A 13,180-nucleotide genomic window follows, 5' to 3' on the forward strand; every position below is an offset into this window, starting at 1 on the left:
GACTGATCACCGCGCTGCCTATAGGCCAGAAATCCAAGGAGCGAGCCGACAGGAATGAGCAAAACAATGCCGGCAACCAGAACAATGAATAATGCTTCCAAGTCCTTCTCCCTGTCTCTCCACCATAAACAATCCTCAAGCCGCCACTATATCAGTCATTTGTCCTTTTGCCTGACGCTGGCTTTCCTCTCGCCGATTCTCATCCAGGCGTTGGAATGCCCTGGGTAACACCCGCCGGGCGACATGATTCACCGGGCGCTCCAGCCAGCCTGGCAGGTTCATTCCCAAAGGATTCGACTCAGCGATTTCAGGATCTCCAATAATACGCGTTCCCATAATGTAGTCGAACCAGGGTCGGGTGACGCACCAATTGACGTTCTGATTGGAATTCATGTGGTGGTCGTAATGCCACGGCAGGTTCTGCTTTGCCCACTCGGGATCCAGGTGGGCCTTACTGTGCTTGTTCCAGTACTGCCAGGCACTGTAATAGGCACCCAGAGTAAAAAACGGCGCTACGGGCAACACGGAGGTAGAGACAACACACAAACCTATCAGTGCAACTTTCTCGTTGAACATCTCCTGATCCCGCCACATGGACTCGCGATAGCCCTCATCCTCAAACTGGTTCAGTCGTGCCCGCTTGTGGTGGCGGATATGGGTAAAAAATGGCGCATTACGATGCTTTGACGGGTACTCATGCAACCAGACCTTGTGTGCGTACCACTCAAAGGCGTTGGCGCCCAGAATCGCAATCGGAAACCCCAGCATGATCAATCCTCATTTGTTGCTTCGTTGGATCAATCATGCCGCAGGCTGCCCCAGTTTCTTTGATCCTGGGTAGTCTGCGACGCGTCACCTCGATCAAATATCGGGATTCTGTTGTTGCTTGCGCGATCGGTAAGCCGTTGGCGTTTCCCCAGTCCAGCGCTTGAACGCCCGGGAAAAGGCAGCGGGTTCGGAAAACCCGGTCAGGTAGATAATCTGATCAATGGGTTCCTGTGTTCGGGCCAGCAGCCGTCGGGTAAGCTTCTCCCGGAATCCCGCCAGCACCGCCTTGTAACTGGTGCCCGCTTTACTGAGCTCCGAACGCAGGCTCCTGGGGGACATGCCCATCTGCTGCGCGAGAGTATCCAGGGAGACCGTGCCCCGCTCCAGCAAGTTACCGAGTTCGTTCTCCATCCGAAAGAAAAAGTCCCGTCGGGAAAGGTCCGCCATTTTGGCGTTCGCCAGATCCTCATGAATCGCCAACAGTTCCGGTTCGGCCGTCAGGGAACTTCTGGACAGCACGTCGGGCTCAAAGCGAATCACGCCCTCTGGCATGCCGAGTCGCACCGGACACTGGTAAACCCGTTCATAGGTTTCCGCCACAGCGCCATCCTGATGGGTGAACCAGATTTCCCGGGGCTGGAAATGGCCCTCCGACACGTGCCGCAGAAAACGAAGAACCACGCTGGTAGCACACTCCAGATAGTGACGCACCGGGTGCTCCAGACCAGCGAGCACGGCCACATCGTCCTCCATCCGCAGGCTGAACTGCAAGGCATCTGTCAGCAAACGGTGATAGCGAATGCAGCGTTCAAGGCCATCGCCAAAGGTAGGACTGCTCAGGAACAGGTATTCAATCACTTGTCCTCGAAACGGCGGCATCAAGTCGCCAATGCGAAGACCAATGTCCGGGTCACCACTGATCTTCTCCGCGGCGGACCAGAACTGATGCTGGGGCGAGTTTTTCCGACGCAACTGCTGGTCAGGTGGCTCGTCAGGCATGCCAACACTGGCGAAAATAGCGGCACAATCCAGCCCGGCCCGGCTCATCGCCTGGTAGGTCATCAGCAGAAAAATGCCGTTATCGCTTTTCTCAGCCATCAGAAACTCGACATTTCATCCTGCAGGTCACGCTTCAGTTCTTCTGGCTCTGTTATCCACAGGGTTTCATCCAGCCCGGGAAACACCCCGATATCCAGACCATCTTTCGTCAATCCCGGCACCCATTTCCGGAAGAAATCCGGCAGGGAAATGCTTTTCGGGGTGAGATCATCAGCCCCCTTGCCATACGCTGCCGCGAAGGCCTCACTGGGCCAGACTGGCAAGTGCTCCACATCGCCGTCTTCAGACACGATTTTCAGGAAGCGATTCTCTGCGTTCACCAGAATCCAGATCTCACGCTCTTCGAGCACCTGGCTCAGGAAGTAGTCGTACCGTTCTTCGCCGTCTGATTCAAGAACACTTTGTAATTCATTTTTGTTCATTAACTTGCTCACTTGTACATTTCCGCCCCTAGAGGCTTTAGGTTTTTTTTACCACGTGCCCGCAAGGCAGCCTCATATGAGCGACGGGCCCAGATGGCCGCCTGCTCGGGATCTTCCAGGACATCGTCCGGGGCCAGGTAGTAGGACATTTTGACCACCTTGCCGCCCTTGTCGTACTCGAATGGCCCCAGGCCCTCGCGCTCGAAGTCGCCCACGTTCACCCTGTCGGTTTTCAGGTAAAGGGCCTCATCGGCCACCAGCGCGAACATCAGGCCGTCATGGTAGATGCCGTAGCCACCGAACATCCTGCGGATGGTGATGGGCCCGAAGTGCTGAAAGACTTCGTGGAGGTGATCCGTGTATTCGCTCATCAATTTTTCCGGTTGTGTATCCTGACAGGCCGGGACAGCGCATTGCTGGGACTTTCCATCAGGTTCGAGGCATTCACTGTACTAAACCGGCCAGCCTCCCACCATGTCTCCAAAAAGCAGTAGCAAAATCGGCAAGGGGGAGATGGCCACCGCAATTGAAAGGATGAATTGAGGGATGGAGAACAAACGGCTTATTCCCGCAACCATCGCCAGACCGCCGCCGCCACCGATTATCATATTTCCCGGAAAGTTGATCACAACCATCAAGGTGAGAAAACGATGCCGCAAAAGCAGGGGCACCAGCCTGCGAGGCGATTTTTCAAGCATTAAACTCAGCCTCTGTTGGCTGTCCAGCCCCTGCAGTCTTTCAATGAATCGCCCTGCCCTGAAAAGATGCAAATCCATCAGGAACCGGCTGATCATAGCCTCCGGAAGGAAGCGCCCTACCATAAACCCCAGACACAGAGAAACCAGAGTACAGCCGTAGACCAGCGGAACAATCTTGGGCCCCAGAAGCATCATCAAGGCCAGCCCGATTTCTACGCCAGGAACAAACGGAATCGCCATCAGGAAAACGTAAGCAATCATCGAGGTAACGATGATTCGGTGCAGCATTGGCTCGTTAGAGGGCCGAATCGAAACCTCCATGCCCTCCAGGACACCCCGGGTGAAAAGATTACCAACGACGATCAGCGCGATCAGAATGAGGAGCTTCAGGATGCCAGCCAGTCTTCTTTTAGCCTGCGTGTCCATGAATCAGCCTGTTGCTGTAAAGATCAGTTATTGGTTGCAGTAGAGACATCCACCAACCGACCTTTGAACTCGAATTCCTTCTCGAACGTCCAGTACCAACGTTTATTAATCCAGGTATATGTCCCTTCTATCTCTTCGCCCTTGACCGTCCCCTCCCAGATAATAATTGCGTCGGATCTCAAGCAGGGCGACTCCGCGAACATCTCAATGGTGTCTCCCTCAGCCCGCACCCAGTATTCGGCCTCCGCGTAACCGCAACGCGCCTCGCACTCTTTAGACACAAACAGACCATCCTTGAAGACCAGAAAATCGTCGATCGGCGCATCATCCCCCCTCCCCAGCGTGGCCTTAAAGGTCTTACCATCCAGAACCGACATGGGCGCATTGTCCGCTGGCTGCACCAGGACCTCTTCGCCTCCAGCTGTCGAGGTTATCATCAAACAGAGGAAGGCAGCAGACAACCACAGGGAAAACGTACGAACTGCACGCAGGCTTATGGAAGATTCAAAACAAGCGCCTGAGGAGATCATGAGATTCGTACTCCAAGCAGAGCGATGATTAAATTTTAGTCAATCAACATGATTTCCTCAATCAATGGTGACAAGGCCGAAGTGCTGGAAGATTTCGTGGAGGTGATCGGTGTATTCGCTCATCAGCTTTTCCGGTTCTGCATCCTTATAATCCGGAACAGCGCATTCGGGGAAATCCGCTTGATCCAGAGCGCAGCCATTTCTTTGCCCTTGCCTACCGGGATCTCCCGCTTCTTTGCTTGAAGACCCTTGAAGATCACTTCGGCGCATTCGTTCACATCCATACCACCGGCGATATCGTCATCCTCCTGCCCAAAGGCCTTGCCATCACCGGCCAGCGCATTGCGCGAAATATCCGTCCGGATGAAGCCCGGCGTGATCGTTGAAACGTGAATGCCCTGATCTTCCACTTCCGCCCGCAAGGCATCAAAGAAGCCCATGACGGCGTGCTTGGCGGCACAATACCCCGTGCGGTGAGGCACGCCCACCTTGCCAGCCACGCTGGCCGTCACTGCCAGGTGGCCGGTACCACGCTCAAGCATGTGTGGCAGTACCGCTTTGGTGAGCGCGATCTGGCCCATCACGTCGACATCCATCAACTTCTGATAGACCGACATATCGGTATCTTTGCATAACGAACGCTGGGACACGCCGGCATTATTGACCAGCAGATCAATGCCCCCAAAGGTATCAAGCACGCGCTGAACCGACCCCGACAAGCCTTCCCAGTCCGTCACATCCAGCGGCAGCACCAGTACCTGGTCAGCCTCAAGGCCGGCTTCCCGGCATCGCTCCGCAACCCGCTCCAGTTCACTTTCCCGCCGGGCGGAGAGCACGAGACGGGCCCCATCCCGGGAAAAGCGGACAGCCAATGCTTCACCAATACCCGAGGATGCCCCAGTAATCCAGATGGTTTGAGTCGGCATGAGTATTCCTCTCAGATTGTTATTGTTACGGGTTTATTAACCCGGATTGCGGTACCAGACAATTCATCATCGTGATCGACACATCCCGAAAAAGCGACTCGGAAGCGATAACCCCCGGAAACGCGTCGTAGATCTCGCGCCGACATGTAGAGGTTCGGGACTCACCACGCTTAACGCATTCAGAATAGGCTGTGCTCTCCTTTTCCCCGCCAGAGGACTGTTCGCAAAGAGCGGGGATCTGAGCGACCACCCAGTCAACCACGTCACTACGCTCTGCCGGGTTGGATGACAGATCGGTGAAACGGGCGGAGTTAACGGGAGCTGGCCGGTCACGGAACTGTTCCCATACGACGAAAACCAACGCGGCTGAAACCAGTATGACGGTCGCTTTGGGGAACTGCATAGAAAGGTTTCCACTGTGGTGATATGAGCCCCGGATCATAAAGGTCTTCCACCGTCGAGCCAAGTCAGTGTGCCCGGGACTCCACATTCTCCATCAGTGGCGTTCAGCGCCTGCTTCCAACGGTTGGCGGCTGAAGATGCCCACGATCGGTGTGCCATGGGCACGCAAAATGGGTTCAATATCACGATGCAAGGCATGATATCGGTAAAACGGCACACGCGGGAACAGGTGATGAATCGAGTGCAGGTTCTGGCCGAGCCAGAACCACTCCAGCGGCTTCATCCACTTCGGCATAATCAGGCTGTTTGTGTTGCGATACCGTTTCGCGTCCTGGTAGGGAATGTGTGGGCGATAGGCAAACCAGTAAGCCGTGAAGAAGCCGCCCAGCAGGTAGCCCAACAGGATAACGCTGAGGGTCCCGGGCTGATCCACCGCCACAACAAAAGCCACTCGCCAGCCCACAGACGCCAGCACTTCCAGGCAATAGATGGCGCGATCTTTAAACGATGCCGTACCCCAGTGCTGTTTGACGAAAAAGCTGTTCTGAACCCAGAGGAATCTGATCACCGTGACCACCGCAGAAACCAGCCCCTTTCCCATGCCGCTGACCATATAATCCGGGTCCTTGTCCGGCTGATTGGTGTAGCGGTGATGGGTAAAGTGTTCAACCCGGTGTGATGCGTAGGGTATCGCAATCATCGGCGCGACCAGGTAGCCGCAGAGATCGTTCAGCCACTTCAACGACTCCTGCCCGCCATGAATATTACCATGCACTGCTTCATGCAGGGGGGTGTAGGACATGTAGGTCAGGGCTCCCAGGACAGGCAAAGCCACCCAGGCTGATATCACCCCGAGAGCGAACAGCGCCAGATTCAGCACGAATCCGACAGACACCGCAGCCACCAGAACGACAGTGGGCCAGGACACATGCCCCATGTAGCGTTTGGCGGATGCAATCGCCTGTTTATTGAGTACAGCAAGATCCTGTGACATTGAACAACCTCCGAATTGGACGTGGGTACGAATGCCAGTCTAATCAGGGCCAGAACAGCCAGACAGGACCGCAATGGCCATTCGGAAGGCATTTATGGCCAGGGCGTCAGACTACTGTCCAAGATGACGGTGCCGGGGTAGACTTTCCACCATGTCGAACTTTGAAAACACATTGCATCCCGTCGCGATCAGCCAGGTCATGATCAACTTTTCCGCCAGCCACGGGGTGGACCGGGATACTTGCTTGCTGGGAACCGGCATTAGCGACCAGGACTTGTTGGATGGCGAGGCGCTGATTACCCGGGGTCAGGAAATGCGCCTGATCGAGAACCTGATACTTGCCCTGCCTGAAACGCCAGCACTGGGCTTCCAGCTTGGCCTTCAATACAGTCTTGCGACCTTCGGGATCTGGGGGTTTGCCATGCGTACCAGCCGGACCCTGCGCGAGGCGATCGCCAGGGCCATGCGATACCTGCCGCTGAGCACCGCCTATTGCAGAATATCGAGAATTGATGAGGGCAACTGTTTCGGCGTCGCGATGGACGCGCAACCAATCCCTCATCACCTGCGCCCGTTTCTCCTGGAGCGTGATCTTGCCACGGGGCTCAATCTCCTCAAGGAACTCAGCCTGTCCAGTGTCGATATTGTTGCCCTGGAGTTTCAGGGAGCTCCGCCGGAGCATGCTCAGTGCCTCGGGCAGTTGTGTGGCATCACGCCGACATACCACAGTGCAAGAAACGCCATTGTGGTCCATAGCGATATTGCCGATCAGCCGCTGTCCACTTACGACTCGCACCTTGTCCGCATGTTGGACGACCAGTGTCGCCGACGCCTGGAGCGTTTGCAGACCAGCGGCCTGGCGGGTCAGGTGCGTCAGAAACTGCACGGCCCATTGGGCCTGGTCGCCTCACTTGACGAAATTGCCCAGGCACTGGCTCTGTCACCACGCAGCCTGCGCCGGAAACTGGATCAGGAAGGCACCAGCTTTCGCACCCTGGTTGAGGAAGAGCGCCGGCAAATTGCCCTGCAGTTTCTCGAAGGCAGCGACATGAAACAGGAAGAACTGGCCATCCATCTCGGATACACAGATACCGCCAGTTTTACCCGTGCGTTTCGACGCTGGATGGGCTGCTCTCCAGGGGAGTATCGAGCAATGCACAGTCCCAGATAGAACGATTCTGGACAGGTCGATAGAGAACCAACTATTTATATAATTTGTGCAGCTCACTGTCCTGGTCTGCCAGGACAGTAGCAATACGGATGATCGCCCTGGCCATACCGCGAACCAGGTTCAACAGGATCACCCCGAAAGCGTCCGGATCCTGCTGATGCAGCTCGAGAAACTGGCCACAGGTGATCTCGAGGACCACTGAGTCGATTGCTGCCTCCGTGCTTGCAGGGTGGTCCTGGAGAGCAATCATCGGCACGAATCCCATATCGTCACCCGGCTGATGGCAACGTGCGAGCGTGCAACCACCGTCACTCCGCGGCATATAGGTATTAACAGTGCCGATGAGAACGATATAGAAGGCGGTGCTACGTTCACCAACAGTATAAAGCCCCTCCCCCGCATCGATTCTAAGCACTCGCCCTCCCTGCAACAGACTCAGTATCACATCATCCGTGAGAGCACCAAAGGTCGAAAGCTCACGAAAATAAGCGGAACCCTGCGCCTGCCAGAATTCCAGAGCATCAATCTCACGCATACATCTACCACTTGGTTATTACTCCACTGAGTATAGCTTCGCCCCCAACAGGGCTCCAGCGGCGTTTGCCTGTAACAAATCACGGCCGTCGCTGTCCTAATAAGTAGATCCCATCTGGAGGGCAACCGCATGATTAAAATTCTCATTCTCCTGACTATAGGCCTGCTTTCAGCGGGCAATGCCCTGGCTGACAAGGATCCCGTCTACACCGGCTTTCTGAGCAATACTGGTGCCGGCGGCTACGACACCGTTAGTTATTTCCAGGCAGGGGAACCAATCAGAGGCTCCACGAAATATATAACGGAATACATGGGCGCCACCTGGCGTTTCTCAACGGCGGAAAACCTGGCCCTTTTCGAGGAAACCCCCGAGCGCTACGCCCCGGCTTATGGCGGCTATTGTGCCTGGGCGGTCAGTCAGGGGTATCTGGCTAAAGGCGATCCACAACACTGGGCCATCAGGTATGGGCGCCTGTTCCTGAACTACGACGAATCGGTGCAAAACCGCTGGCTGAAAGATACCGAGGCCTTTATACGTCAAGCGGATGCGAACTGGCCGAAGGTGTTGGAGTAAGCCAGACAAGAATCAAGATCTGAGCACCTCAGCTCAGCCGAAGTAATCCTGCATCCAGTCAAACAGCGTATCCACAGCCACATCGGACAAGGGCATCTGTTTAAAGTCGTTACCCACTTCAACATCCATGGTCACGAACTGGTAGAGCATCATACCCGGTTGTCCGTCATGCAGGATAAGCGTGATGCGTCGGCGGGTGCGCAGGCAGTCAATGGTCATGACATCGGCTGGTATACCGGCATCGCGCATGCCACGGCGTACTTCCACCACAGGATTTATGTGCTGATGGGCAGCCTGGATGCGGGCGTGTGCATCGCTGGCCATGTCGGACAGAGCTTTGAGGGGATCTTCAGACATTAGCCGTGACTCTCCTTTGACTTAAAGACTTGCAACAAGAGCCGGGTATTCTGCTAGAAGCGGGTCCTTCCCCGCAACAGCACCTGCATCTCGTCAATGCTGTCATCACCATCCAGCGGGAAAGCAAAATCCAGGTGTAGCATTCGCTGTACCTCGATCCGGCTGGATGCCAGCCTCAGCCCGAAGCCAACATCTTTCAGCACGCCCTGATCCGGACCGTTGTTCCGGCCGTCACTGAACCAGGCCCGTCCCACGTCCGTGAACAGCACTCCGCCCAAGCGGAACAGCTTGAAGGGGTGCCAGTCAGGGAAGTAGCGTCGTTCCAGTGTCCACAGCGCCCGCCGGTTGCCCTGCTGATACTCGCTTGGGTAGCCCCGCAGGCCATTGTCACCGCCGATCAGGAGCTGCTGATCTACAGTCAGATTGTGGGCCGCAGTGAAGGACAGATTGGTATACCAGCTATTCCAGCGTACCGAACCGCCGTGGAAATACTCCACGCTGAGCGTTCCCAACAGATTCTCGACACGGTTCTCATCGAACCGCCAGGTTCCGCTCTGGATGATCCCGTAGCGGGCGAAATTGGTCTCAGTGGCCAACAGTGCGTCCTGAAAATCCATGTTCAACACAACACGGTCCTCAGTGGCGCCGAGGCCGGGGGAGGAGTAGCCCAGTTCCGTGCGCCACACGAACCCATCCCGCACGTCCTCCACCCGCTGCAACTGGGTCAGATTTGTCATCTCCCGGAACCGGTTTTCGCGGTAATCAAAACCAATCCACGGATAACTCAACGTCCGGTCTGTCGGCAGCACGTCCAGTCCAGGCTCATCCGGTAGGCGTTCAAACTCAAAAGCATCGTAGCGATAACCGGCCAGCAACCGCAGTTGCCGATCATTACGTTCCGCCAGCCGCCAACCTACGTCGACACTAGCGAATTCACGACTACGGCGGTATTCGGCGATGTCTACCGCCCCCACGAAACGGGACTCCTCGCGAATATCGTCCACACCGCTGATCCCGAAACGCCAGTCTGCCTGCTCGCTGTAGAACGGGCGTTCCAGGTAAACGCTGCGACCTCGACCATCGCTGCGCCTATCGTAGGAAAAGCCACTCTGCCAGTGGGAACCGAGGACATTCGGATCATCGAAATACACACCGGTCTCTGTGCGATCGGGATTCCTTGTGTAGGACACACCCACACTCTTGCCAGAGCCCAGGAAATTCGGGTCCGACAGTCCGGTGTTGGTGGTACTCTCACCGCCAGCCCGCGAAGCCCCAACAGTAGGAAACAGCGTCCAGGTATCCCGGGCCAGAACGCTCACCTCTACCTCGCTCCCACAGACATGAGTCACGCCGATCCAGGCAGCGGTCAGGTATTCTCGCTGACGGAGGAGACGTTCAGATTCAGAGATCAACCCCGGTTCGTACAGATCCCCCTCTTCGAATACCAACTGGGCACGCAGAGCCGATTCCCAGGTGGGAATATTGAGAGTGTTCAGCATCCGATAAAGAACATTGTCCTGTTCAGGATCACTGATATCAAAAATCGGCCGCCGAACAATACGAATCCGGCCGATGCGGGCACCCTCCGGAATGACCAAATCGCTCTGGCGTGCAAGCAGCTCCCGGGGCTGATCAAGATCAATTGCCTCCGGCTGAATCTCGCTGGCGACGCAGTCTTCTGCATGGGGCTGGGCCCAGGCACACAAACTGAAAAGTGATATCCAGGAAACCAGCAGGGGGCGGCACGTTCTAAGCATCATCCAACTATAGCGCCTGTTCCGGTCTGCGTCAGTGCGAAGGATTGCCTGAAGTTCACAGCCAATGGAAGCCATGTTTTTCTATCACTGTCGCCGAACCACGCTAGCTTTTAAAGCCTGTCCGACATCAGCTCCAGCGCATACTGGGCCACCACAGAGTTGCCATTATCGTCGAGCGCCGGCGACCAGGCACAGACAGAGAACTGGCCCGGCACTATCGCCACAATGCCACCACCAACCCCACTCTTGGCCGGCAGACCGACGCGGTAGGCGAACTCGCCAGCCGCGTCATACATGCCGGAAGTGAACAGTAGCGAGTTGATTCTGCGTGCCAACTCCGCTTCCACGAACTGCTCGTCCGTCTTGCGGGAATACCCCTCTGCGGCAAGATAGTTCAGTGCCACCGCCAGATCGACACAATTCATACTCAACGAACAACAGGCGAAATAGGCGTAGAGCACATCATCGACCTCGTTATTGATGTTGCCAAACGCCTTCGTTAAATAAGCCATCGCCGCATTCCGCGAACGGTGCTTCCATTCCGACGCCAGAACGTCACGATCAATCAGTATGGATGCATTACCAGACAGACGCCGCGCCGCATCCTGGATGACTTGTACCGGTGTCGCGAAAGCGCTGACCAGAGAGTCCGCGACAACAATCGCTCCGGCATTGATGAAAGGATTGCGCGGTTTGCCGCGTTCCGCCTCAAGCTGTGCCAGAGAATTGAACGGCATGCCGGAAGGGTTGAGCCCGACCCGCTCCCAGAGTGCGTTACCAAAGGCTCGCAGCGACAGTGTCAGCAGGAATACCTTCGATATACTCTGGACCGAGAACGGCTCCCGGGCATCGCCAGCGGTGTATACGCGGCCGTCGTTGGTGCAAATCGCGATACCGAAGCGATTTGCATCCTGCGTTGACAGCGCCGGAATGTAGCTCGCAACATGCCCCTGGCCGAGCCGGGTACGTGCCTGTTGATGGATATCCTCCAGCCACGCCTGTATATCTTCAGTTCCGTCAGTCAGCGATGAAGTACCCGGGCGCGAGGACATCCTCACGCCCGGGGATTGCGCTAACAGATTCATCGTGTGGTTGCGACGCTTTCTGCGACAAATCGGTCAGTCCTTTGACGGTCTTCAGGTTCGATTTTCCAGGCGGTCGCGTCGATATTGAGATCGGCAAAGTTGGCGGCATCGAACACTGGCCGCTGGATACCGGCTTCGACCTGGTCATCAAAGTCGCGCAGGATCCTCAACCCGGGTCTCATCAACATAATCAACGCAAGCAGGTTCGCCAGCGCCAGCAAGCCCATCGTCACGTCTGCAAATCCGAAGACAGTACTGAGATCGGTCGTCGCACCCCAGCCACACAGCACGATGACCGCAATGCGGAAGGCGTTGAACAGCATATGATTCCCTTCGCTAAAGAAGTTGAGGCTGTTCTCCCCCAGGTAGTAGTTGTAAAGAATGGTGCTGAAACCAAAAAGCATCAGCGCAACGCTGACGAATTCTCGGCCCCATTCACCGATATGAGTGGCCAGCGATGCCTGGGTAAGGGCCACCCCGCCGATATCGGTACCCAGCGCCGGGTCATAGGCGGTGCCCAGCAGGATAATCAGTGCGGTGCAGGTGCACAGCACAAGGGTATCAATGAACACCGAGAGCGCCTGCACGCCACCCTGGTTTACCGGGTGCGGCACATAGGCTACGGCGGCGACATTTGGTGCGCTGCCAAGCCCGGCTTCGTTAGAGAACAGGCCCCGCTTCACGCCCATCAGTATGGCGGCGCCAATACCACCACCAACAGCAGGCTCCAGGCCGAACGCACTCTTGACGATCAGCGCCAGCATCGTTGGTACCTGTTCGACATTCATCGCCAGTACCACCACCGCAATTGCCAGATAACCAAATGCCATAACTGGCACCAGCACCTCAGCCGTTCTGGCGATACGCTTGACACCGCCGAAGATGATGACCCCGACGATGATCGCCAATGCGATGCCGGTGTATAGCACGGGGATGTCAAAGGCATCCTCGAACGATGTAGCGACGGAGTAGGACTGCAAGGCCGTGAAGCCGAAGCCAAAGGTCACCAGCAGCAGGATTGAATAGACAACCGCCAGCCAGTTCCACTTCTGTCCCAGCCCGCGTGAGATGTAATAGGCAGGGCCGCCACGGTAGGTGCCATCGGGTTCGGCCCTTTTGTAGGCCTGAGAGAGCGTGCACTCCAGGAAACTGGTCGCCATGCCCATCAGGCCGACGACCCACATCCAGAATATGGCTCCAGGCCCACCCAGGGTGATGGCAACCGCAACGCCGGCGATATTGCCACCACCGACGCGACCGGCGACAGACAGCAGCAGCGCCTGGAACGAACTCAGGTGGCCGTGTTTATCACGACGGAACATCTGGCCTGCGCCAAAAATACGGAACATTCGACCGAAGTAACGAAACTGCACAAAGCGCGATGCGGCGGTAAAACCGATACCGACCGCGATCAGCATTGCGATGAGGACATACCCCCAGAGGATGTCGTTGAACAGTTCCAGCATCAGGAACCTCC

The 13,180-nt window shown here is 56.2% G+C and carries 16 protein-coding genes; 2 read left to right on the top strand and 14 right to left on the bottom strand.

Going from position 1 to position 13,180, the window contains the following annotated elements:
- Positions 1-135: 135 nt before the first annotated feature.
- From MARLIPOL_RS02710 to MARLIPOL_RS02750, 9 genes are all read right to left on the bottom strand, one after another.
- A complete protein-coding gene (locus MARLIPOL_RS02710) occupies positions 136-768 on the bottom strand; it encodes a sterol desaturase family protein (protein WP_012136538.1) in 633 nt (210 codons plus the stop codon).
- Positions 769-861: 93 nt separating this feature from the next.
- Positions 862-1,866, bottom strand: a complete 1,005-nt coding sequence (locus tag MARLIPOL_RS02715) for an AraC family transcriptional regulator (protein ID WP_012136539.1) — start codon at positions 1,864-1,866, stop codon at positions 862-864.
- Positions 1,866-2,249 (bottom strand): DUF2750 domain-containing protein, encoded by a 384-nt coding sequence (locus tag MARLIPOL_RS02720; RefSeq protein ID WP_036190601.1) that lies wholly within the window; start codon positions 2,247-2,249, stop codon positions 1,866-1,868. The genes MARLIPOL_RS02715 and MARLIPOL_RS02720 overlap by 1 nt, the downstream gene beginning before the upstream one ends.
- A gap of 8 nt (positions 2,250-2,257) precedes the next feature.
- Positions 2,258-2,620, bottom strand: coding sequence for a TfoX/Sxy family protein (locus tag MARLIPOL_RS02725; protein WP_012136541.1), 363 nt, complete (start codon positions 2,618-2,620; stop codon positions 2,258-2,260).
- An 81-nt stretch (positions 2,621-2,701) separates the two neighbouring features.
- Positions 2,702-3,373: a hypothetical protein gene (locus MARLIPOL_RS02730; RefSeq protein ID WP_012136542.1), complete on the bottom strand. Its 672-nt coding sequence runs from the start codon at positions 3,371-3,373 to the stop codon at positions 2,702-2,704.
- Positions 3,374-3,396: 23 nt separating this feature from the next.
- Positions 3,397-3,903, bottom strand: a complete 507-nt coding sequence (locus tag MARLIPOL_RS02735; RefSeq protein ID WP_012136543.1) for a hypothetical protein — start codon at positions 3,901-3,903, stop codon at positions 3,397-3,399.
- 122 nt (positions 3,904-4,025) lie between these two features.
- Positions 4,026-4,829 carry an SDR family oxidoreductase gene (locus MARLIPOL_RS02740; protein ID WP_012136544.1) on the bottom strand — a complete coding sequence of 268 codons (804 nt, stop codon included), beginning with the start codon at positions 4,827-4,829 and terminating at the stop codon, positions 4,026-4,028.
- A gap of 25 nt (positions 4,830-4,854) precedes the next feature.
- Positions 4,855-5,232: a hypothetical protein gene (locus tag MARLIPOL_RS02745; protein ID WP_012136545.1), complete on the bottom strand. Its 378-nt coding sequence runs from the start codon at positions 5,230-5,232 to the stop codon at positions 4,855-4,857.
- A gap of 93 nt (positions 5,233-5,325) precedes the next feature.
- Positions 5,326-6,225, bottom strand: coding sequence for a fatty acid desaturase family protein (locus tag MARLIPOL_RS02750; RefSeq protein WP_012136546.1), 900 nt, complete (start codon positions 6,223-6,225; stop codon positions 5,326-5,328).
- Positions 6,226-6,376: 151 nt separating this feature from the next.
- Between MARLIPOL_RS02750 and MARLIPOL_RS02755 the strand changes: the two genes are divergently transcribed.
- Positions 6,377-7,396, top strand: coding sequence for an AraC family transcriptional regulator (locus tag MARLIPOL_RS02755; protein WP_012136547.1), 1,020 nt, complete (start codon positions 6,377-6,379; stop codon positions 7,394-7,396).
- 31 nt (positions 7,397-7,427) lie between these two features.
- Here MARLIPOL_RS02755 and MARLIPOL_RS02760 read toward each other — a convergent pair whose 3' ends face one another.
- Positions 7,428-7,931 (bottom strand): cyclic nucleotide-binding domain-containing protein, encoded by a 504-nt coding sequence (locus MARLIPOL_RS02760; RefSeq protein ID WP_012136548.1) that lies wholly within the window; start codon positions 7,929-7,931, stop codon positions 7,428-7,430.
- A 129-nt stretch (positions 7,932-8,060) separates the two neighbouring features.
- On the opposite strand from MARLIPOL_RS02760, the gene MARLIPOL_RS02765 reads away from it, so the two are divergent.
- Positions 8,061-8,504, top strand: a complete 444-nt coding sequence (locus MARLIPOL_RS02765) for a YHS domain-containing (seleno)protein (protein WP_012136549.1) — start codon at positions 8,061-8,063, stop codon at positions 8,502-8,504.
- Between the two features lie 33 nt (positions 8,505-8,537).
- Here MARLIPOL_RS02765 and MARLIPOL_RS02770 read toward each other — a convergent pair whose 3' ends face one another.
- The 4 genes from MARLIPOL_RS02770 to MARLIPOL_RS02785 all read right to left on the bottom strand — a co-directional run bounded on the left by MARLIPOL_RS02770 (position 8,538) and on the right by MARLIPOL_RS02785 (position 13,169).
- Positions 8,538-8,861 (bottom strand): hypothetical protein, encoded by a 324-nt coding sequence (locus tag MARLIPOL_RS02770; RefSeq protein ID WP_012136550.1) that lies wholly within the window; start codon positions 8,859-8,861, stop codon positions 8,538-8,540.
- A 53-nt stretch (positions 8,862-8,914) separates the two neighbouring features.
- Positions 8,915-10,621: a BamA/TamA family outer membrane protein gene (locus MARLIPOL_RS02775; protein ID WP_012136551.1), complete on the bottom strand. Its 1,707-nt coding sequence runs from the start codon at positions 10,619-10,621 to the stop codon at positions 8,915-8,917.
- A gap of 107 nt (positions 10,622-10,728) precedes the next feature.
- Positions 10,729-11,622 (bottom strand): glutaminase B, encoded by an 894-nt coding sequence (glsB, locus tag MARLIPOL_RS02780; protein ID WP_036190603.1) that lies wholly within the window; start codon positions 11,620-11,622, stop codon positions 10,729-10,731.
- A 77-nt stretch (positions 11,623-11,699) separates the two neighbouring features.
- On the bottom strand, positions 11,700-13,169 hold the full coding sequence (locus MARLIPOL_RS02785; protein WP_012136553.1) for an alanine/glycine:cation symporter family protein: 1,470 nt from the start codon (positions 13,167-13,169) through the stop codon (positions 11,700-11,702).
- Positions 13,170-13,180 lie beyond the last annotated feature (11 nt).

The organism is Marinobacter lipolyticus SM19, assembly GCF_000397065.2.
Classification (GTDB): domain Bacteria; phylum Pseudomonadota; class Gammaproteobacteria; order Pseudomonadales; family Oleiphilaceae; genus Marinobacter; species Marinobacter lipolyticus.

Excerpts from the sequence above, each read along its gene's own strand:
- MARLIPOL_RS02770 (WP_012136550.1), bottom strand. The coding sequence starts at position 8,861 with ATGTCTGAAGATCCCCTCAAAGCTCTGTCCGACATGGCCAGCGATGCA.
- MARLIPOL_RS02760 (WP_012136548.1), bottom strand. The coding sequence starts at position 7,931 with ATGCGTGAGATTGATGCTCTGGAATTCTGGCAGGCGCAGGGTTCCGCT.
- MARLIPOL_RS02765 (WP_012136549.1), top strand. The coding sequence starts at position 8,061 with ATGATTAAAATTCTCATTCTCCTGACTATAGGCCTGCTTTCAGCGGGC.
- MARLIPOL_RS02725 (WP_012136541.1), bottom strand. The coding sequence starts at position 2,620 with ATGAGCGAATACACGGATCACCTCCACGAAGTCTTTCAGCACTTCGGG.
- MARLIPOL_RS02775 (WP_012136551.1), bottom strand. The coding sequence starts at position 10,621 with ATGATGCTTAGAACGTGCCGCCCCCTGCTGGTTTCCTGGATATCACTT.
- MARLIPOL_RS02735 (WP_012136543.1), bottom strand. The coding sequence starts at position 3,903 with ATGATCTCCTCAGGCGCTTGTTTTGAATCTTCCATAAGCCTGCGTGCA.
- MARLIPOL_RS02740 (WP_012136544.1), bottom strand. The coding sequence starts at position 4,829 with ATGCCGACTCAAACCATCTGGATTACTGGGGCATCCTCGGGTATTGGT.
- MARLIPOL_RS02710 (WP_012136538.1), bottom strand. The coding sequence starts at position 768 with ATGCTGGGGTTTCCGATTGCGATTCTGGGCGCCAACGCCTTTGAGTGG.
- MARLIPOL_RS02755 (WP_012136547.1), top strand. The coding sequence starts at position 6,377 with ATGTCGAACTTTGAAAACACATTGCATCCCGTCGCGATCAGCCAGGTC.
- MARLIPOL_RS02715 (WP_012136539.1), bottom strand. The coding sequence starts at position 1,866 with ATGGCTGAGAAAAGCGATAACGGCATTTTTCTGCTGATGACCTACCAG.
- MARLIPOL_RS02750 (WP_012136546.1), bottom strand. The coding sequence starts at position 6,225 with ATGTCACAGGATCTTGCTGTACTCAATAAACAGGCGATTGCATCCGCC.
- MARLIPOL_RS02720 (WP_036190601.1), bottom strand. The coding sequence starts at position 2,249 with ATGAACAAAAATGAATTACAAAGTGTTCTTGAATCAGACGGCGAAGAA.
- MARLIPOL_RS02745 (WP_012136545.1), bottom strand. The coding sequence starts at position 5,232 with ATGCAGTTCCCCAAAGCGACCGTCATACTGGTTTCAGCCGCGTTGGTT.
- MARLIPOL_RS02730 (WP_012136542.1), bottom strand. The coding sequence starts at position 3,373 with ATGGACACGCAGGCTAAAAGAAGACTGGCTGGCATCCTGAAGCTCCTC.
- MARLIPOL_RS02785 (WP_012136553.1), bottom strand. The coding sequence starts at position 13,169 with ATGCTGGAACTGTTCAACGACATCCTCTGGGGGTATGTCCTCATCGCA.